General features: G+C 66.7%; 20 protein-coding genes and 1 other RNA gene. 13 read left to right on the forward strand and 8 right to left on the reverse strand.

From position 1 onward, the window contains the following. Nucleotides 1–9: 9 nt before the first annotated feature. Complete coding sequence (locus tag ACW9UR_RS22255; RefSeq protein WP_458919270.1) at nucleotides 10–471, forward strand: GNAT family N-acetyltransferase; 462 nt, start codon at nucleotides 10–12, stop codon at nucleotides 469–471. 9 nt (nucleotides 472–480) lie between these two features. Here ACW9UR_RS22255 and ACW9UR_RS22260 read toward each other — a convergent pair whose 3' ends face one another. The 7 genes from ACW9UR_RS22260 to thyX all read right to left on the reverse strand — a co-directional run bounded on the left by ACW9UR_RS22260 (nucleotide 481) and on the right by thyX (nucleotide 8,279). Next, entirely contained in the window at nucleotides 481–969 is a 489-nt protein-coding gene (locus tag ACW9UR_RS22260; RefSeq protein ID WP_458919271.1) for a VOC family protein, read from the reverse strand. A 46-nt stretch (nucleotides 970–1,015) separates the two neighbouring features. Next, a complete protein-coding gene (locus tag ACW9UR_RS22265; protein ID WP_458919272.1) occupies nucleotides 1,016–3,628 on the reverse strand; it encodes a DUF6493 family protein in 2,613 nt (870 codons plus the stop codon). Further along, a complete protein-coding gene (locus tag ACW9UR_RS22270) occupies nucleotides 3,625–4,959 on the reverse strand; it encodes an SWIM zinc finger family protein (protein ID WP_458919273.1) in 1,335 nt (444 codons plus the stop codon). Before ACW9UR_RS22270 ends, ACW9UR_RS22265 begins: the two co-directional genes overlap by 4 nt. 229 nt (nucleotides 4,960–5,188) lie before the next feature. Then, on the reverse strand, nucleotides 5,189–5,677 hold the full coding sequence (locus tag ACW9UR_RS22275; protein ID WP_458919274.1) for a thermonuclease family protein: 489 nt from the start codon (nucleotides 5,675–5,677) through the stop codon (nucleotides 5,189–5,191). Between the two features lie 433 nt (nucleotides 5,678–6,110). Beyond that, nucleotides 6,111–6,815, reverse strand: coding sequence for a hypothetical protein (locus tag ACW9UR_RS22280; RefSeq protein WP_458919275.1), 705 nt, complete (start codon nucleotides 6,813–6,815; stop codon nucleotides 6,111–6,113). Nucleotides 6,816–6,820: 5 nt separating this feature from the next. Then, complete coding sequence (locus ACW9UR_RS22285) at nucleotides 6,821–7,318, reverse strand: Panacea domain-containing protein (RefSeq protein ID WP_458919276.1); 498 nt, start codon at nucleotides 7,316–7,318, stop codon at nucleotides 6,821–6,823. 40 nt (nucleotides 7,319–7,358) lie between these two features. Continuing rightward, entirely contained in the window at nucleotides 7,359–8,279 is a 921-nt protein-coding gene (gene thyX, locus ACW9UR_RS22290) for an FAD-dependent thymidylate synthase (RefSeq protein ID WP_458919277.1), read from the reverse strand. Nucleotides 8,280–8,391: 112 nt separating this feature from the next. Between thyX and ACW9UR_RS22295 the strand changes: the two genes are divergently transcribed. The 6 genes from ACW9UR_RS22295 to ACW9UR_RS22320 all read left to right on the forward strand — a co-directional run bounded on the left by ACW9UR_RS22295 (nucleotide 8,392) and on the right by ACW9UR_RS22320 (nucleotide 12,089). Then, nucleotides 8,392–8,820: a VOC family protein gene (locus ACW9UR_RS22295; protein ID WP_458919278.1), complete on the forward strand. Its 429-nt coding sequence runs from the start codon at nucleotides 8,392–8,394 to the stop codon at nucleotides 8,818–8,820. Between the two features lie 29 nt (nucleotides 8,821–8,849). Next, on the forward strand, nucleotides 8,850–9,503 hold the full coding sequence (locus ACW9UR_RS22300; RefSeq protein ID WP_458919279.1) for a DUF1194 domain-containing protein: 654 nt from the start codon (nucleotides 8,850–8,852) through the stop codon (nucleotides 9,501–9,503). Further along, complete coding sequence (locus ACW9UR_RS22305) at nucleotides 9,500–10,171, forward strand: DUF1194 domain-containing protein (RefSeq protein ID WP_458919280.1); 672 nt, start codon at nucleotides 9,500–9,502, stop codon at nucleotides 10,169–10,171. The genes ACW9UR_RS22300 and ACW9UR_RS22305 overlap by 4 nt, the downstream gene beginning before the upstream one ends. A gap of 75 nt (nucleotides 10,172–10,246) precedes the next feature. Further along, nucleotides 10,247–10,597, forward strand: a transfer-messenger RNA (tmRNA) gene (ssrA, locus tag ACW9UR_RS22310). Nucleotides 10,598–10,737: 140 nt separating this feature from the next. Continuing rightward, on the forward strand, nucleotides 10,738–11,466 hold the full coding sequence (locus tag ACW9UR_RS22315) for a hypothetical protein (protein WP_458919281.1): 729 nt from the start codon (nucleotides 10,738–10,740) through the stop codon (nucleotides 11,464–11,466). A 104-nt stretch (nucleotides 11,467–11,570) separates the two neighbouring features. After that, on the forward strand, nucleotides 11,571–12,089 hold the full coding sequence (locus tag ACW9UR_RS22320; RefSeq protein ID WP_458919282.1) for an SspB family protein: 519 nt from the start codon (nucleotides 11,571–11,573) through the stop codon (nucleotides 12,087–12,089). A gap of 42 nt (nucleotides 12,090–12,131) precedes the next feature. On the opposite strand, the gene ACW9UR_RS22325 is transcribed toward ACW9UR_RS22320, so the two are convergent. Next, complete coding sequence (locus tag ACW9UR_RS22325) at nucleotides 12,132–12,518, reverse strand: DUF3775 domain-containing protein (RefSeq protein WP_458919283.1); 387 nt, start codon at nucleotides 12,516–12,518, stop codon at nucleotides 12,132–12,134. 135 nt (nucleotides 12,519–12,653) lie between these two features. Here ACW9UR_RS22325 and fumC point away from each other — a divergent pair, with 135 nt between their 5' ends. The 6 genes from fumC (at nucleotide 12,654) to ACW9UR_RS22355 (ending at nucleotide 17,026) form a co-directional block, all read left to right on the forward strand. Next, a complete protein-coding gene (gene fumC / locus ACW9UR_RS22330) occupies nucleotides 12,654–14,048 on the forward strand; it encodes a class II fumarate hydratase (RefSeq protein ID WP_458919284.1) in 1,395 nt (464 codons plus the stop codon). A 42-nt stretch (nucleotides 14,049–14,090) separates the two neighbouring features. Next, complete coding sequence (locus tag ACW9UR_RS22335) at nucleotides 14,091–14,666, forward strand: TetR/AcrR family transcriptional regulator (protein WP_458919285.1); 576 nt, start codon at nucleotides 14,091–14,093, stop codon at nucleotides 14,664–14,666. A 66-nt stretch (nucleotides 14,667–14,732) separates the two neighbouring features. After that, on the forward strand, nucleotides 14,733–15,596 hold the full coding sequence (locus tag ACW9UR_RS22340; protein WP_458919286.1) for an SDR family oxidoreductase: 864 nt from the start codon (nucleotides 14,733–14,735) through the stop codon (nucleotides 15,594–15,596). 138 nt (nucleotides 15,597–15,734) lie between these two features. After that, nucleotides 15,735–16,175 (forward strand): hypothetical protein, encoded by a 441-nt coding sequence (locus ACW9UR_RS22345; protein ID WP_458919287.1) that lies wholly within the window; start codon nucleotides 15,735–15,737, stop codon nucleotides 16,173–16,175. 5 nt (nucleotides 16,176–16,180) lie between these two features. Further along, nucleotides 16,181–16,588 carry a hypothetical protein gene (locus ACW9UR_RS22350; RefSeq protein ID WP_458919288.1) on the forward strand — a complete coding sequence of 136 codons (408 nt, stop codon included), beginning with the start codon at nucleotides 16,181–16,183 and terminating at the stop codon, nucleotides 16,586–16,588. A gap of 60 nt (nucleotides 16,589–16,648) precedes the next feature. Continuing rightward, complete coding sequence (locus ACW9UR_RS22355; RefSeq protein ID WP_458919289.1) at nucleotides 16,649–17,026, forward strand: hypothetical protein; 378 nt, start codon at nucleotides 16,649–16,651, stop codon at nucleotides 17,024–17,026. Nucleotides 17,027–17,171: the final 145 nt, after the last annotated feature.

Raw genomic sequence — 17,171 nt, forward strand, 5'->3', positions numbered from 1 at the left:
AGACGACCCATGGAACAGATCACCCTGCGCCGAAACACGCCTTTCGACCTGACCCCACTTGGACGGATGCTGACCGACCCCGAGGACCTGGCGCTGGTCAATCCCAACGCCAAGCACCCGTTCGACGCGCTCGAATGGCAGGAGAAATGGCTGCATGAGATGGACGACGCCTCATTCTACCTGCTGGACGGCGCGGGCAATGAGGTCGGCTTCTTCGCGCTCCGCGTCGGTGTCGGGCCGGAGGTGCGGCATCTGACCTATGTCTACGTCGACGAGGCGGCACGCGGCGGTGCGGGTGCGCAGATGACCGCACTGGTCGAGCAGGCGGCGCGGGAACTCGGGGCGCTGTCGATCACGCTGAAGGTGGAACTCGACAACGCCCCGGCGCTGAACGCCTACCACTCCGCCGGCTACGAGGAACTGGCCCGGCGGAACGGCATGGCGACGATGCGGCGCGACCTCGCGGCCTGAACCTCAGCCTCAGCGGTGGCCCTGGACGTGCTCGTAGGCGTGGGAGTGGATCTCCAACACGTTGCCGAACGGGTCAGCGCAGTAGCACATCAGGAAGCTGGCGTCGGGCGGGCGGTCCGGCCAGACCTGGCTGAGTTGCTGGCCGCCGGTCTCGGCGATGCGCGCGGCAAGACCGGCGACGTCCGGGTCGGTCACGCAGATATGGAAGAAGCCGCCGCGCCAGAACTCGACCATGTGCTCCCTCGGCTGGAAGGGTGGGTCGATGGGCTGGAACAGCTCGAAGCCGACGCCGTTGCCGGTCGCCATGTGGGCGATGCGCAGGTGCTTCAACTTCGGCCCCAGCACGTCGCTGGCCTGATCGCCGCCCTTCGGGTCCGGCTTCAGGTCGAAGGGCCCCGAGATCAGGCGGAAGCCCATGATCCGAGTGTACCAGTCGATGGCGGCGTCGATGTCGGGCACGGTCGCGCCGACATGGTGGATCGGGACGGGGCGGGTCATTCCGGGGCTCCTCCTGTTTTCGGGCAGGGTGGACCGGACGCGCGCCTCATGCCAGAAGCTTCTTGGCAAACTTGCCCAGTTTGCCCCCAGCGGTGACTGCCGACAGGCAGCCCCGCGCGCGGCCGTCGGTTAGCTCTGCGCCCGCTTGCGTCTGAAGCTCGAAGAGCAGTTCCACCATCCCGCCGATGTCGCGCGGAGGCTCGGCCGCATCGAAGCGCATCAGCCCGGTCAGCACCTGCCGGGCGAAGTCCGCATGCTGCGCGGTAACCTGAGCGATCGCCCCGAACGCCTTGGTCCAGCGCGGTGCGGGCAAGGCGCCCGCCAGCAGGAAGGGCGCGATGCCGTCGGCCAGATCCCCGGCCGCGAGCGTGCCGCGCGCGGCCAATTCGATCACCGTCTCGACGGCGAGGTCCGTCACCGAGCGGTCCGCGCCGGCCATGTAATAGCCCAGCAACATCCGCCCTATCTCTCCGGGCCGCGCACCCGGGCGCAGCAGCGGCTCCAGGTAGGCGCGGCAAGGGTGGTCGGTCAGCTTCTGGTCCGGCTCCAGAGCCATGATGCCGTGCGCTAGGAATGGCTCGGGATTCGCAGGCCATGCCAGCCCGCCCCATGCGATGGTCGCGGGCGAGTGGCCGAACGGGTTGTTGCCGTCGGGCATCCGGCTGAGCGGCTGGTGGAAGACTGCTGGAAGCCAGTTTTCGGGCGTGCCCCCCTGCGGCTCTGGCGAGACATGGACCCGAGGCTGAAACCAGTACCACGGCGCTTCGCCCTGCCGCAGAACCTCGAGCCTGTAGGCGGCGGGCTGGCCAGCATCCGGCAGATCGCGCCTTGCAAGCCTCACGATCGCTGCATCGGTTGTGCCGGGCGCGCGCGCCGCCCAGGCGGCGATCCAATCGGCGGGATCGCCCTTGGGTGTGGCGTCGGCGCCCAGCGCCCAGGCTACCGGGCCCGACCTGTCCGGCAGGGCCGCCAACGCCTCGGCGCGTCCGTTTTCGCCCAGTCGCAGCAGCGCCAGGTGCAGATCGTCCGGGTCCGGTGCTTCTGAATAAGCTGCTAGCCGCTCCACCAGTGCCGACGGTGCGACCCGTCCGGTGTCGTCGGTCGGCATCGAGAGCATGGGCCGTGCGTGCCCGCCCTGCACCCGCTCCAGGATCGCCCCGGCCCGGCGTCGGAAAAGGGCCTGCAACTTGGTCACGTAGTGCTGCCGCTCGCCCTCGAAACGCAGCGGGACGCCCTTGCACCACGCCTCCGCGATCACCGCGAGCCCGATCTTCAGCGTGCACTCTGTATTGCCCTTGAGGATCTGCCCGGCGCGCTTGGCCAGAGGGCCAAGCCGCTCGGCCTCCGGCGCGACGCCAAATCGCGAGAGGCCGTCCATCACTGCCTCGACGGCGAAGGGATCGCGCGGGTCCTCGATCACGCTCAGGAACGCCGCCAGCAGCGCGTCGAAGTCGGCGAGTGGGGCGACGGGCGCCGGCGCAATCTCGGTCGGCGCGGCCGGCTCGGAAGCCTCCGTCACCGGAGCGTCGGTGCCGGCCATCTGTGCCACGCGCGCCTGAACCGACGGCGCCACGGTCGCGACGTGATCCCCCAGTGCGCCGCGAACCTCCGGATCTTCGGGCGCGAGCTTGTCGATCAGGTCCAGCGCCGCCTTCTGAACATCCGCCTGTTCCGAGATCAGCGCCGCGACGGCCGCCCGGGCAGCGCGGGGCGCCTGCGTCTTGTCCCGCTTTGCCGCCGAGCCGAGCAGCTTGAGCGCCGCGGTAGCTGTGAATTTCTGCTGCGCGGTCAGCGCCGGTTCCAGCGCGTCGATCAGTGCGGCCGGGTCCAGCGCCTTGCGCTTCTCGAGCCCCGCCAGCGCCTTCAGCGCGAACGAGACGGTCGGTGGGATCGCACTGCCCAGCAGCGCCATGTAGCGCGCTTTCCGCGCCTCCTGCTCCTCCGGGGTCGGTTCCAGCGCCATGTGAAAGCGCGAGTACCAGCCCGCACGGAACTGCGCGAAGTCCCGCTCCAGCGCGTCAAGCGAGGCATCGAGAAGGCGGGCCCGGTCCAAATCGCCGCGTTCGACCATCTTCAGAAGGGTGTTCGACCAGGTGTTCTGGCCGGCGTACTTGTCGTGCGCGGCAAGGCTGAACTCGCCCGCCCCCTCGACCTCGAAGAACCGCCAGACGTCGGTCCTGGCGAAATCCCCGCCCGCGCGGCGGGTGAAGGCGTGGCTGTTCCGGGCGTATAGCCCCATGATGTATTCGTCGCTCTGCGGCTTCGGGCAAAGGCCCTCGATCCACAGGGCCTCCAGCCGCTGGACCATCCATGGCGTCTCGGCGATCAGCGTCTCGACCCACGAGCCGATCCAGTCCGGGCGCAGCGCGGCGATCACCGTGTCGATGCCGATCCGCTGCGGCAGAAGGTGAAAACTGAAGCGCTTCGCCTCGGACATCGTGGCTGTGGTAATAACCCCGATCCGCAGGCTGTCGTCGTCCTGGACTGCTACCGGCGCGTCTTTCGACATCGAAAGGTAGGCGTCGTACCACTCTTTGAAGAGCTTCAGCGCGGTTGGCGCGAGCCCGCGCCGCTGTTCCGGAGGGATCGCGGCGAGCGTCTCCAGCACCTCCGGCGCGGGGCGGGTGGTGACGAGCGTGGTGAAATCCTCGGGTGTCATGGGCTGTCCTGAAGGATGATCTCGACGGCGAGCATGTGCTTGCAGGGGCCGCGTGCCGAGCCGTTGGCGGCGTACCAGGGGCAGGTACAGGACATCGGCTCGGTCAGGGTGACGCGGTGGGTGACGTCCGCGCTGCGCACGCTGGCGGCGGCGCCGCCCGGGTCCAGCAGGACCGCGCCCGCCTCGACCAGCGCTCGGGCCGACTTCAGGCGCGGGTTCAATGCCTGTACCCGGTCCATGTCGAAGGGCAGGGCGCGGTGGAACCAGGCGCCCGTGTGCAGGTCGAAACCGACCAACCCCAGCGCCGCGAGCCTGGCGAGCGCCGCGCTTGCGCGCTCGGGCGTGAGCCGGGCGGCATCGGCCAGCTCGTTCTGCTCCAGCGCGGTCTGCCAGTGGAGCTGCGCTTTCAGCGCGGCGACGCCGGCCTCGTCGGGCTCGGCCAGGTCCGACAGCAGCCGTCCGTCGCCCGAGAAGCCGCGCCATGGTTCGGCGTTCAGCACCAGCAGCAGCCGCTGGTCGCCGAAGTCCAGGGTCCAGGCGGAACTGCCGAGCGCGGCGTTTGCGTGTACGTGCAGCGCCTGCGCCTGGGCGGCCAGACCATCCAGCGCGCGCAGCCGGTGGGCGCCGCGCAGCTGGACCGCGCCCTTTTCGGGGCGGGCCGAAAGGCGGGGAGCGCTGCCGGAGGTCACCAGCCATTGCGGGTGCGGCGCGTCGCCCTTTGGCAGGGCGCGCAGGAAGCGCTGAGCGGCGATGCGGGGCAGGGTGGCGGCGTGTTCCATCCCGGCCAGATGCGCTTGCACCTCGGCGAAGCCGCGCACCCAGCGCAGGGGCAGGGGCACCTTGCGTTCGATCACCTCGGCGCGGTCGTGGCTGATGCCGACGGCGTCCGCGCCGACGCTCAGGCCCAGCCGGCTGTCCTTTCGGACCTGCGCCAGCGCGGCGCGCAGCTCGGGCCCGAAGTCGACGTTGGTGGTGCCGGGCGAGAGCGCCTCGATCTCGAGCGCGTTCGGGTCGATGTCGTGGCGGGCGTAGACACTGCAACAGGCCGAAAAGCCCTCGAACCGGACGGCGCCGGGGCTGACGGTGGCGACCGGGTCGGCCTCGCGCAGGATGCGGGCGAGCATGGCGGGGGGCGTGTAGAACCGGCTGCCGACGACCTGGCTGACGGCGCGCAGGCCGCGGGCGGTGACCTCGGGGCTGCGGGCGAAGGCGGTCAGGAAATGGCCCTGCGCCGCGCCGCTGTCGGTGACCAGACCAAGCCGGTAGCCGCCCGGAGCGGGCTCGAGCCGCGATCCGGCGGCGTAGACGTAAGCGTGCTCGATCTGCGCCATCGCGGGTCCGGCTCTGCCTCTGGCGCAGCCTAGCCGCGGGGGCGTCGTCCGGGCAATCGGCATCTGGGGCGGCGGGGCCGGAGGCATCGTGAGGGTGCCCGTGAAAAGGGCATGAAAATGGGGGATTTCATCGTGAAAACCCCCTTAACCCCATGGGATCGTTGGTGAAAAGAGTGTGAAAACTTCGTTAACGGGGTTTCGGGGCCTGATCTGGCCGCCGAATCCGGTCTCAGCAATAGCCGCTGCGGGGCAGGGTGGCGCGGGCCTCGGCGGTCTCGTAGCGGGCGTAGCGGCCCCCGGAGTAGCGGGCGCAGTCCAGGGCGAGACCGGCAGCGACCATCTGGGCGGCGAGGTCTCCGTTCGCGTTGGCGCAGCGTGCGATCATCCGGTCGTAGGAGCGCTCTCCGGTCAGATCGCAGGACACGGGGCCGCGTGCGATCCGCGCGAGGCCCGCGCGGGCGCGCTGGCCCGCGGCGGTCGGCACCTCGGGGGCGTCGAGGCCGTTCAGCCGCATCTCGACCCCGGCCACGACCAGCGAGTCGCCGTCGATGACCCGGGCGGTTCCGGTGATGTCCGCAGGGCTGGACGCGGGGTTGGATGCGGGGCTTGCGGGCGGGGCGGTCGGGTCGGTGCATCCGGCAAGGCCGAGGCAGAGAGCGAAGGCCGTGCCGATGATCCTGCCGCGCGGCGGGCGGGCCTTGATCCGAGCTGTCGTCATGGGGCGCGTCCTTCTTCCGGTCGCTGTTTCTGCCGAACGGCTGTCGGGGACAGGGTAGGCAAGAGCGGCGGCGATGGCGAGCGCCGGGCCGGGCGCCGTGGACCGGGGGGCGCGCGCCTGCCCGTGGGGTGGCGCTGCTGCGGTCGTGGTCCTTGCTTGATGCCTGTCGCTGTCTGGACGGGGCAGGCCGGAGTGCGCGGCTGCCAAAGCGCCAGCCCGCCGGGACGGGCAGGCGCTCGGCCGGCGGCCTTCGGCCTTGGCTCCGGGCGGGTGGCGGCGATTGGCGGGCTGAAGTGCGCCCTTCGCTGGTTCTCCGGGTGCCGAAGAGTGAGGGTTTCACCTCACCAAGCGGTTGCGACTGGTTGGTGTCTCAGGTGGGTAGAATGCCCACCCCGCACTCAAGCGGGTCCAGGATGGGCAAGCTATTCAAATACTAACCGCGCATCGCGGCTAGATAATCTTGATAAAGGATTCTCGCCGCATCGCGGCTTTCCATAAATACCCGAACCTGATCCGCGAGTTCGTTGTCGCTCAACAGGGGGAATTGTCCCCTGCGCCATACCATTGGTCGGCGAACTCTAACCCCAGTGCCGCAGGCCACTTTTGGGAAGAACAGGATCTTGCCTTCAGAGTCCTCGAAGTCGGTTAGCGTAAAGAGTGACTTCTCCAGAACCGTCATTAGCAAGCTCGCCTGAAAGCGATCAAGGTTTACAGTGCTCCATGGGCAAAGAAACAACGGCACGAAGTGCTTGCCTTCTCTGACAACGGTAAGCGGCTTGATCGGGATGGAGATCCCTCTGCGCAGCGGGAAGGCTTCCACAAGATCATCGAAAGCTGGAAGCCCGTCTATGGGTTCACCGGCCTCGTAGTCAAAAAACGCTTCTACTACTTCCTTGTTGAACGGGCGGCCAATCTTATTCTTGTACCTCTCCACCATGGTCAGCGCGGTGGGAAGGTCGATCCTATGCTCAATTCGACTCTTAGCAGCCACACGAGAGACATTGTAGTTCCAAGTGGGAAGCCCTTTTGCGGCTCTAAAAATCGCGCGCGTAGTCTTGTCGACTTCAGGATAATTCATCCGCGTCCAGTTCTCAGCGGTGGGCGGACGATCAATCTTGACGAAGGGGTTGGGTGTCATCGGTGTTATACCTTGTTTACTCGCTCGACGTCATATTTTCGGATCATCTCATCGGTTATTTCCATTCCGATGTTGAAGTCTCCCGCGTGGTGCCAAGCCCGATACCACGCGCCTCCCCTCTCATGCGACATTTCGACAAGTACCGGCGTAGGTATCCCAGCGTAAAAAGCCGTTAGTTCTCTAACGCGTCTTTCGTATTCTTCAGGAAGGTCAGCTTTCACCGGAATCTTCTCGCCGGTGGTGAAGTCAACCTTCATGGCTGGGGTAACTATGCGATCTCTGCCGTAAGCTTTAAACTGGTTGTAAATCTCCCTGTATACTGGTCCGTACTTCCAAGCTTCTATTTTTGCTTTACTTATTGAATCACCGGTCTCTGCTATGAAGTGGGTATTTATGAAATATAGAATCTTGTTCAAGTTGAGGTTTGTGATCTGAGCGCCAATCCCTCGGCCTTCGTCCAAGACGATATTTGCAACGCCGCGAATGTCGAAACCCTTACTCAAGTTAACCTCAGATTCAATGAATGTTCACGTTTTACCCCGGTCAGCGAGAGTTTACAATCCCCTCAAACTCCCGCCATTCCCCGGCGCTCATGCCCGCCTTCTCGGCGTCCATCTCTTCTCCTGCGAGCATCCGGCGCAGCGCGTTCAGCCCCTTGCCCGAAATCTGGACGGAATTGAGACGGTAATCCTCGAAGGCGGCGTAGGCGGCGGGGACCCAGTCCTTGACCATCTCGCAGATCACGTCGGCATAGGCGCGGATCTCGTATTGCGCGTGGGCGTCGGCGCGCAGGCGCAGGAAGTGGAACAGGTTGTGCAGGTCCACTTTCCAGTACCACTGGGTATAGATGTTGGCGGGCAGGTTCATGCGGGCCAGCTCGCGCGCGAGGCCCTGCTGGCCCTCCTGGCTGAGCATCGCCTCGTAATGGTCATAGGCGCGCCCGGCGTCGGTCTTGAGCATCTCGAGCACGCGGGCGGCTTCCTCGCCCTGAAGCACGTCGCCGCGGCCCTGGTTGTTGACCGTGGACTGGGCGGCGAGGTGCTCGGGCTGGGGAATGTAGAACTCGCGGTCGAGGATCGAGTAGCGCGCCGAGTATTCGTTCACGTTCGCCGTGCGGTGCCGGATCCACTGGCGGGCGACGAAGACGGGCAGCTTGACGTGGAGTTTCAGCTCGCACATCTCGAAGGGCGTCGAGTGCCAGTGCCGCATCAGGTAGCGGATCAGCCCCTCGTCGTTGCGCGCCTTCTTGGTGCCCGCGCCGTAGCTGACGCGCGCCGCCTGCACGATGGCGCTGTCGTCGCCCATGTAGTCGATGGCGCGCACGAAGCCGTGGTCGAGGACGGGGTGGGGCGTGTAGAGCCGCTCTTCCATCGCCGGGACGGTCGCCCGGCGGGTCTGGTGGGATTGCGCGCGCAGTGCGGCGATCTCGTCCTGGGCTTGCGGCTGGTCCGACATATCATTCATCCTCGCGCCTCGTCCGGCTGATTCTTTGAGACCACTGCATCTGGCGGTCCGGGCGTGAGAGCATACCCATATCTGGGGTGTGGTTGCAATTCTTGATGAAGGGGGACGGGGGATGAGAATCCGCTACCTGCACACGATGGTCCGGGTGAAGGACCTTGAGGCCTCGATGGCGTTCTACAAGCTGCTGGGCCTGGAAGAGACCCGCCGCATCGACAACGAGGGCGGCCGGTTCAGCCTGATCTTCCTGTCGCCTCCGGGCCAGGAGGATGCCGCCGTCGAGCTGACCTACAACTGGGACGGCGACGAGGGCCTGCCCAGCGACAGCCGGCATTTCGGGCACCTCGCCTACCGGGTCGAGAACATCTACGACATGTGCCAGCACCTGATGGACAACGGCGTGGTGATCAACCGGCCGCCGCGCGACGGGCACATGGCCTTCGTGCGCAGCCCGGACAACATCTCGATCGAGTTGCTGCAGGAGGGCGAGGCCCTGCCCAAGCAGGAGCCCTGGGCGAGCATGGAGAACACTGGCCACTGGTAGGGTGGCCTTCGGGGCGCTAGGGTTCGGATATGAGGATCCTGGCGCTTCTTGCGATGCTGTGGGGCCTTGCCGGCCCCGCACAGGCCTGCCGCCTGGCGCTGCTACTGGCGGTCGACGTGTCGGGCTCCATCGACGCGGGGGAATACCGTTTCCAGATGGATGGGCTGGCGGATGCGCTGCAGGATCCGGACGTGGCCGATGCGCTGTGGGTGGCGCAGGCCGCCGTCGCCGTGGTGCAGTGGTCCGGGGCGGCCGAGCAGGCGGTGACGATCCCCTGGCGGCGGATGGCGGCGCCCGAGGATGTCGCGCGCCTGTCCGCCCAGGTGCGCGCCGCGCCGCGGCAGTTCCGTGGCGGCAAGACCGCTGTGGGCGATGCGCTGGCCGCGATGGCGCCGATGTTCGACCAGGTGCCCGACTGCGGACGGCGGGTGATCGACGTCTCGGGCGACGGGATCACCAATGACGGGCGCGACACCCGGCTGGAAAGCCGGGCGACGGCGGCGCGCGGCGTGGTGGTGAACGGGCTCGCCATCGACCGGATCGGCGTCAGCGTCGCCCGGTTCTACGAGCGGTTCGTGGCGGCCGGGGAGGGCAGTTTCGTCGAGCGCGCCACCGGCTATTCCGACTATCCAAGGGCGATCCGGCGGAAGCTCTTCCGCGAGATCCTGGTGCCCGCCTCGTGATCCGGGTGCTGGCGCTGCTGCTCGCGCTCTCGGCACCGGCGATGGCGGAGTGCCGGCTGGCGCTGACCCTGGCGCTGGACGTCAGCTCCTCGGTGGATGCGCGGGAGTACCGTCTGCAACTGGAGGGCGTCGCCCGCGCGCTCGAGGATCGCGAGGTGCGAGACGCGCTTTTCGCCGAGCCGGGCGCGAGCGTCGCGCTGCAGGTCTTCGAGTGGTCCGGCGTGCAGCAGCAGCGGATCGTGCAGGACTGGATCCTGCTGAACGACATGGCCGCGCTCGAGACGCTGACGGCGCGGCTGCGCGACCAGGACCGCGCTTTCGGCAACGCACCGACGGCACTCGGCTCGGCGCTGGCCTTCGCACTGATGCAACTGCGTCGGATGCCGGACTGCCGGTCGCACAAGATCGACGTCTCGGGCGACGGGCAGAACAATGTCGGCCGTCCGCCGCAGACCCTCGTCATCTCTCCCGCGCAGGAACATGTCACGATCAATGGATTGGCCATCGAAAGCGACGAGACCGCACTCGGGCGCTACTACCGGCATTTCGTGACCCGCGGCCCTGGCTCCTTCGTGGTCGCGGCGGCGGATTTCGACGACTATGCCCGCGCCATGCGCGAGAAGCTGATCCGCGAGATCGGCGTCCCCCGTCTCGGTGCGCTGCGATGAAGAATGTTCCCGCCTTCCACGTTCCTCAAATATCCCCGCCGGAGGCCCCCGCCCGGGCCCCGAGACCCGCTAGCCCCCCTTGCAAGACGCCCGCACCGGGCCTAGATTAGCAATGTCTCGCAAGGGACTATGGTGATAAACGCGCACGTAATAAGCGGATCGGACCCGGGGGCGGTACCCGGCGGCTCCACCAAACATCCGGTCATTGGCGGATCGAGGGGCCGAAACAGGATCGACGGACGTGTAAAGGTGATTGCTTTCACTCGGCTGGATGCCACCGTTATCGGCTCGTACAGTATAGTTGCCAATGACAACCATGCTCCGGTGGCCGTTGCTGCGTAAGCAGTAACCAAACCGAAATCTAAGTCCAGTCCTCTAGCCAGGGCTGGCGGGGTTCGCAGGCACCTGGCAACAGAAGCCTGCATTACCATCCCCGCCAGAACAGTTCTGCGAAACGCCAGCCGCCGGGCCGGTGCAGCATCCGTGCGGGCCCGCCATGGTGCTTGCGCGGCAACTCGTGCGCCGGTATGGGCGGGCCCGGTCCCGCAGCAGGGCAGGGGATGTGCATGGATGATTTCGGACCGGTGGTCTATCTCGACGTCCAGAAGACCGGCTCCACCCTGGTGTCGGAGTTCCTGGCCGCGCAGCTGGCGTTGCCCCGCAAGCGGTTCGAGAAACATGGCCGCGTCGCCGAGGCGCCGGCGCCGGATGTGTTCCACTTCATCACCGTGCGCGAGCCGCTGTCGCAATACCTGTCTCTCTATCAATATGGCTGCAGCTGGCGTGGCTGGCTGTTCTGGCGGCTGCTGCGCGCGGGGCGGTTCCGGCTCTACAGCGGAACGCCCGAAGGGTTCGAGCGCTGGCTGCGTTTCGTGATGGACCCGGCCAATGCCGCGTTGCTGCGCGAAGGCTATGCAAAGGCGCATCCCGAGTTGATCGGCTTCCAGAGTTTCCGCTTCCTCGCGCTGTCCTTTGCCAGACCGATGCGAGTGTTGCGCCGGCAGACGGATCTTGCGGGGCTGAACGCCGCCTATGACCGGCAGAGGCTCCACTCGGCCGTGCTGAAGACCGAAACCCTGGCCGAGGACCTGACCGCATTGGCGCGCGGTCCGCTGGCGCCGCATTTGCGCGACCCGGAGGGGGCGATCGACTGGCTGGCGCGGGGGCGGCGGGTCAATGCTTCGAAATCCCGTGGGATCGACGCTTCGGCGGCACTGTCTGCCGAAACGCGGTCATGGCTTTTCGAACGCGAGGCTTTTCTCTATGACCGCTTCTACCCAGACGCGCGGAAATGATGCCCGCGCGTGACACGCCGAACCGGGTTTCCGTCGCTGACAAGCACCCCCTTTTCACCCACGCACTTTTCGTTAATGTGGACGCGCAAGCCGGAGCCATGCCGATGACCCGACGATTTCATTATGGTCGCCTGATGCACAAGGCCCTGCGGGGCCTGATGGCGGAGGTGCTTGCGGATGTGGCCGAGAACGGCCTGCCGGGCGCGCATCATTTCTTCATCACCTTCGACACCACGCATCCCGGCGTCGACATCCCCGACTACCTGCGCCAGCGGTACCCGGACGAGATGACGATCGTGATCCAGGACTGGTTCGCCGACCTCGTGGTGACCCCCGACCGGTTCGCGGTGACGCTGAACTTCGCCGAGGTGCCCGAGAAGCTGGTGATTCCCTTCGACGCGATCCAGACCTTCGTCGATCCGTCCGTCGAGTTCGGCCTGCGTTTCGACGCCGGCGAAGAACCGGAGGATGCGGACGAGGACGAGGATTTCGCCGAATTCGACGACGACGAACCGGAACCCCAGCGCGCCGACGGGCACGATGCTGCGGCCGCTTCTGCCGACGACGAGGACGACCGTAAAACCGGCGACGTCGTCAGTCTCGACCAGTTCCGCAAGCACTGACAGGCGGGCGGTGCCCCAAGGCGCCGCCCGGATCGTGCCGGATCAGTCTTCGCTCATTGCCTCGATAGCGTCGGCCCAGTAGTCCGCGACCAGCGGGTGTGACAGCAGGTAATCGGCGGTCGGGCCATCGTGGCGCTGCACCGCCTCGCGGATCGCGGTGTCCCAGTCGCCCGGCTCGAAATCGCCGCGGCCGATCCACATCAGCGCGACCAGTTCCGCCTGGTGATCGTCATCCAGCCCGTCGATCTCGTCCCAAAGCTCCTTGCGCTGTGGATCGCCGGCGCGGCTTTCCATCGAGAAGGCGTAATTCTCGTCCTCGGACTCGTCAGGTTGCCGCGCAGGGGCGGGCACGTCCTCGCGTGCCATGTGAGTACGCATCCGCTCGATCAGGTCTTCCATGATGTCGGAGGCGATCGTGAGTTGGTCCATCTGAGTCTTCCCTTGTTTTCCCGCAATCTGCCGCAGTTTCGTTGCCCGGTACATGACACGGATCAAACGCCACATTGGAATTGCCGGTTCCTGTGGGTATAGAACGCGCGTCCATTCAGAACGAGGCCCTGAAACATGACCGCGACCCGCACCGAGACCGACAGCTTCGGACCGCTCGAGGTTCCCGCCGACAAGTACTGGGGCGCGCAGACGCAGCGCTCGATCCTGAACTTCCCCATCGGCTGGGAGAAGCAGCCCGTCGCCATCGTCCGCGCGCTGGGCGTGATCAAGCAGGCCGCGGCGACCGTGAACATGGCGCAGGGCAAGCTGGACAAGGGCATCGGTGATGCGATCGTCTCCGCCGCCTCCGAGGTCGTCGCGGGAAAGCTGGACGATCATTTCCCGCTGGTGGTCTGGCAGACCGGCTCGGGGACGCAGTCGAACATGAACGCGAACGAGGTGATCTCGAACCGCGCGATCGAGATGCTGGGCGGCGAGATGGGCTCGAAGAAGCCCGTGCACCCGAACGATCACTGCAACATGAGCCAGTCGTCGAACGACACCTTCCCGACGGCGATGCATATTGCGGTGGCGATGACCGCCCGCGACGTGACCCTGCCGGGGCTGAAGAAGCTGCACGCCGCGCTGGCCGAGAAGGCCGAGGCGTTCAAGGACATCATCAAGATCGGCCGCACCCATACGATGGACGCGACCCCGCTGACGCTGGGCCAGGAGTTCGGTGGGTATGCCTACCAGGTCGAGCAGGGGATCAAACGGGTCGAGGCTGCGCTGGGCAATATCTACCCGCTGGCGCAGGGCGGCACCGCCGTCGGCACCGGGCTGAACACCAAGACCGGCTATGCCGAGGCCTTCGCCGCCGAGGCTGCGAAGATCACCGGGCTGCCCTTCGTCACCGCGCCGAACAAGTTCGAGGCGCTGGCCGCGCATGACGCGCTGGTCGAGATGTCGGGCGCCCTGAAGACGGTCGCTGCGAGCCTGTTCAAGATCGCCAACGACATCCGCCTGCTGGGCTCGGGGCCGCGTTGCGGGCTGGGTGAGCTGATGTTGCCCGAGAACGAGCCGGGCAGTTCGATCATGCCGGGCAAGGTGAACCCGACCCAGTGTGAGGCGCTGACCCAGGTCTGTGCGCATGTCATGGGCAACGATGCGGCCGTCGGGTTCGCCGGCAGCCAGGGGCATTTCGAGCTGAACGTCTACAAGCCGATGATGGCCTACAACGTGCTGCAGTCGATGCAGTTGCTGGGCGATGCCTCGGTCGCGTTCACCGACAACTGCGTCAGCGGCATCGAGGCCGACGAGGGCCGGATCAGCCAGCTGATGTGGGAGAGCCTGATGCTGGTCACCGCGCTGGCGCCCGAGATCGGCTATGACAACGCGACCACCGTTGCCAAGACCGCGCACAAGAATCGCACGACCCTGAAGGAAGAGGCGATCAAGCTGGGCTTCGTCGACGAGGCGACCTTCGACCGCGTGGTGCGCCCCGAGCAGATGATCGGTCCCAAGGACTGAACCGGGCAGGGCGGCCTTTCGGGGCCGCCCGCCTGAAGCGCCATGGCCAGACCGAAAAGCGAGGAGAAACGGCGGCAGATCCGCGAGGCGGCGATTGCGGAAGTCGTCGAGGGCGGGTTCTCGGGCGCCTCCACCTCGAAACTGGCAAGGCGCGCGGGCGTGTCTGTGGGCACGCTCTATATATACTTCCCCGACAAGGACACGCTGTTCCGGGACGTCTACCTGGAACTGAAGGCCGAGCTGCACGCCCGGTTGATGGAAGCGGCGGATGCCGAAACCGGCTCGGCGGCCAAGCTGCGCGCCATGTGGCATGCGCTGCACGGGTTCGCGGTCGAAAACCCGCAGGCCTTCATCTTCGCCGAGATCATCGGCACCTCGAACATGCTGACCGGTGAGGCCGAGGCCGAGACCCGCGCGCTGGCGCAGGACGTCGTGGCCATCGTCGAGGCGGCGCTGGCCGACGGCACGCTGAAACCCGCGCCGCTGCCTGCGGTCATGGCGATGCTGACCGGCCCGGCGATGCACCTAGCGCGCAATGCCGCGGCGGGCGCGGCTTCGGACCCGGTGGTGATCGACACGACCTTCACGATGCTGTGGGAGGCCATTGCGAATCGATGAATTAATGAGTGAATGATCGCTCATTAATTCTGGCGCTCAGGCGCCACGAGACGCAAGGGGACCTCCATGAACCGCAATCTTCTGATCACCGGCGCATCGACCGGCGTGGGGCAGGCGCTGGCCGTACTGGCCGCCAAGGCCGGCTGGACCGTGCACGCCACGATGCGCAACACCGCGAAACGCGAGGCGCTGGACGCGGCGGCGCAGGCGGCGGGCGTCGAGGTGCAGGTGCGCCAGCTGGATGTGACCGACCCCGCCAGCGTGACCCGCTGCGTGGCCGAGGTGATCGAGGCGGACGGCAGGCTGGACGCGCTCGTGGCGAATGCGGGCATCGGCTATGTCCGCAGCACCGAGCAGGCGAACGAGGCCGACATCGCCCGTGTCATGGACACCAACTTCATGGGCGTCGTGCGGCTGGTGAAGGCAGCGCTGCCGCATATGCGCAAGGCTGGGGCGGGGCGCCTGGTCGCCATCAGCTCGGTCGGCGGGCTGGTCGGCCAGCCCTTCAACGAAGTCTACTGCGCCTCCAAGTTCGCGCTGGAGGGCTATTTCGAGGGGCTGGCATCCTATGTCGGCCCCAGCTTCGGGCTGGAGTTCAGCCTGGTGGAGCCGGGCGGCATCGCCTCGGAATTCGCCACGAGTGCGCTGGCACAGGTCGAGGCGACCGGCGGGCTGCTGCAGGACGATTACCTGCCGATCCTGCAGGAATACATGGCCACCGTGCAGGGCCGCGCGGGCGGGGACCTCTACCAGACTGCCGACCAGGTCGCGCAGGTGGTGCTGGATACGCTCGAGGCCGACCGCCCGCCACTGCGCGTGCGGACTTCGGCCTGGGCCGAAGAGTTCAGCGCGCTCAAGACGCAGGCCGATCCGGATGGATTGAAGCTGCGCGACCGGGTGCTGCGGGAAATGCTGGGCCGCGAGGTTTGACGCCCTAGATCCGGTTGGCGCGGGTGTTGCGCGCAGGCAACCGCTTGCCGCATCGCCCGCCCCTCAGGGGGTGCCCGGTTCATTGGCGCGAAGTGCTGGTGTAGGGTTCGTTCATACGCCAACAGATTGGATCTTACCGTGCGCAAAATTCTTGGAGCCCTTCCCGTCGCCGCATTGCTGCTGTCCGCGTGCACCCCTCCGGGCACCACGCCCGGCGGCTCGCAGGAGCCGGTCGCGACGACGCCGTTCACCTACAAGGCCAACACGCCGCTGGTGACCCGCGCCTATGACATCAACGAGTGCGAGCTGGCTGGCCGCGGCCTGCCGCCCAATGCCTCGCAGGAGCAGATCGCTGCCGCGAGCGCATCCTCGGACCCGGCGCAGGTCGAGGCGTTCGTGAAGCAGTGCCTGGGCAACAAGGGCTATACCGTGACCGAGCTGCCGGTCTGCCGTCCGTCGGATTACGAGCGCGGCACGCTGGTGGTCCGTCCGAACGTGCAGCCGGCGCTGGACAGCATCATCTGCCTTGACCCGAGCCAGGGCGGCATGCTGACCACGCAGCCGCCGACCACCGCCTGACGCACTTGCCGCGCATACTGATAATCGGAGCGCTGGCGCTGGCCGCCTGCGCTCCGGCCCCGGCGGTCGATCCGGATACTGCCTACCGGCAGGTGATCTGGAAACCCGCCACCCCGGTCGCCACCCGCGCCGCCGACCTTCAAGCCTGCGAGCTGTTCGCCATCGGCGCCGCACCGGGCCTTTCCCAACAGCAGATCATCGCCGCCGCCGAGGTTGCCAGCCCGGCGCAGCGGCGCGCCGGGCTGGAATCCTGCCTGCGCGCCCGCGGCTACCAGATCGCCGAGTTCCGGATCTGCACGGCCGAAGACCGCGCCGCCGGTCCGCTGCGTCCGATCCTCTCGGTCGACAACCTTCCCCCGGCAGAGCGCGTGCGCTGCTACGCGCCGGAAGTGGACGGGTTCATTCCCCTCTGAAACTTGGCGCATGGCCTGCCGCCGCTTATCTGGGAAAAAACACCGGACAAGGGACAGGACATGAAACAGGCAGCAGTCATTCTCGGCATCATCGGCGGGATCCTCGGATTGATCGTGGGAATCTCGGTCGCGGGCTGGATCGCGTTCACCGGATGGGTCGAAGCCGAAGGCGCCGAGATCGCGATGCGCCCCGAGAATGCCGACATGCTGCGCGCCGCCGGAGTGGTCGCGCCGCTGCTTGCGATCACCGGGGGCGCTATGGCGGTGCTGCGTCCCGTCATGGCTTCGGTGCTTCTGATTGCTTCGGCAGGGGCGATGTACTGGGCCTTCGGCGCGGGCTTCTTCACCCTGTTCCCGATTGCCATGTCCGGCCTTGCAGGATTGCTCGCATTGGGCGGTGCAGGGGCCCGCGAACCGGGCGCAATCGCGAAAGAATGATTTGAAATCAGATAGTTGAAGGTTTCTGCCAAAAAAAATGACGGAAATGCGAATTTTGGTCTTGCGAGTCGGAGTGGGTATCCGTAGATAACCCCTCACCGGCGGCGACGAGGTGCTCGGAAGGGCGCTGAGGCGGGTCGGGAAC

The organism is Halovulum sp. GXIMD14794 (assembly GCF_054457455.1).

Coding starts and splice junctions, on each gene's coding strand:
- ACW9UR_RS22255 (WP_458919270.1), top strand. CDS start 10: ATGGAACAGATCACCCTGCGCCGAAACACGCCTTTCGACCTGACCCCA.
- ACW9UR_RS22260 (WP_458919271.1), bottom strand. CDS start 969: ATGACCCGCCCCGTCCCGATCCACCATGTCGGCGCGACCGTGCCCGAC.
- ACW9UR_RS22265 (WP_458919272.1), bottom strand. CDS start 3,628: ATGACACCCGAGGATTTCACCACGCTCGTCACCACCCGCCCCGCGCCG.
- ACW9UR_RS22270 (WP_458919273.1), bottom strand. CDS start 4,959: ATGGCGCAGATCGAGCACGCTTACGTCTACGCCGCCGGATCGCGGCTC.
- ACW9UR_RS22275 (WP_458919274.1), bottom strand. CDS start 5,677: ATGACGACAGCTCGGATCAAGGCCCGCCCGCCGCGCGGCAGGATCATC.
- ACW9UR_RS22280 (WP_458919275.1), bottom strand. CDS start 6,815: ATGACACCCAACCCCTTCGTCAAGATTGATCGTCCGCCCACCGCTGAG.
- thyX (WP_458919277.1), bottom strand. CDS start 8,279: ATGAATGATATGTCGGACCAGCCGCAAGCCCAGGACGAGATCGCCGCA.
- ACW9UR_RS22295 (WP_458919278.1), top strand. CDS start 8,392: ATGAGAATCCGCTACCTGCACACGATGGTCCGGGTGAAGGACCTTGAG.
- ACW9UR_RS22300 (WP_458919279.1), top strand. CDS start 8,850: ATGAGGATCCTGGCGCTTCTTGCGATGCTGTGGGGCCTTGCCGGCCCC.
- ACW9UR_RS22315 (WP_458919281.1), top strand. CDS start 10,738: ATGGATGATTTCGGACCGGTGGTCTATCTCGACGTCCAGAAGACCGGC.
- ACW9UR_RS22320 (WP_458919282.1), top strand. CDS start 11,571: ATGACCCGACGATTTCATTATGGTCGCCTGATGCACAAGGCCCTGCGG.
- ACW9UR_RS22325 (WP_458919283.1), bottom strand. CDS start 12,518: ATGGACCAACTCACGATCGCCTCCGACATCATGGAAGACCTGATCGAG.
- fumC (WP_458919284.1), top strand. CDS start 12,654: ATGACCGCGACCCGCACCGAGACCGACAGCTTCGGACCGCTCGAGGTT.
- ACW9UR_RS22335 (WP_458919285.1), top strand. CDS start 14,091: ATGGCCAGACCGAAAAGCGAGGAGAAACGGCGGCAGATCCGCGAGGCG.
- ACW9UR_RS22340 (WP_458919286.1), top strand. CDS start 14,733: ATGAACCGCAATCTTCTGATCACCGGCGCATCGACCGGCGTGGGGCAG.
- ACW9UR_RS22355 (WP_458919289.1), top strand. CDS start 16,649: ATGAAACAGGCAGCAGTCATTCTCGGCATCATCGGCGGGATCCTCGGA.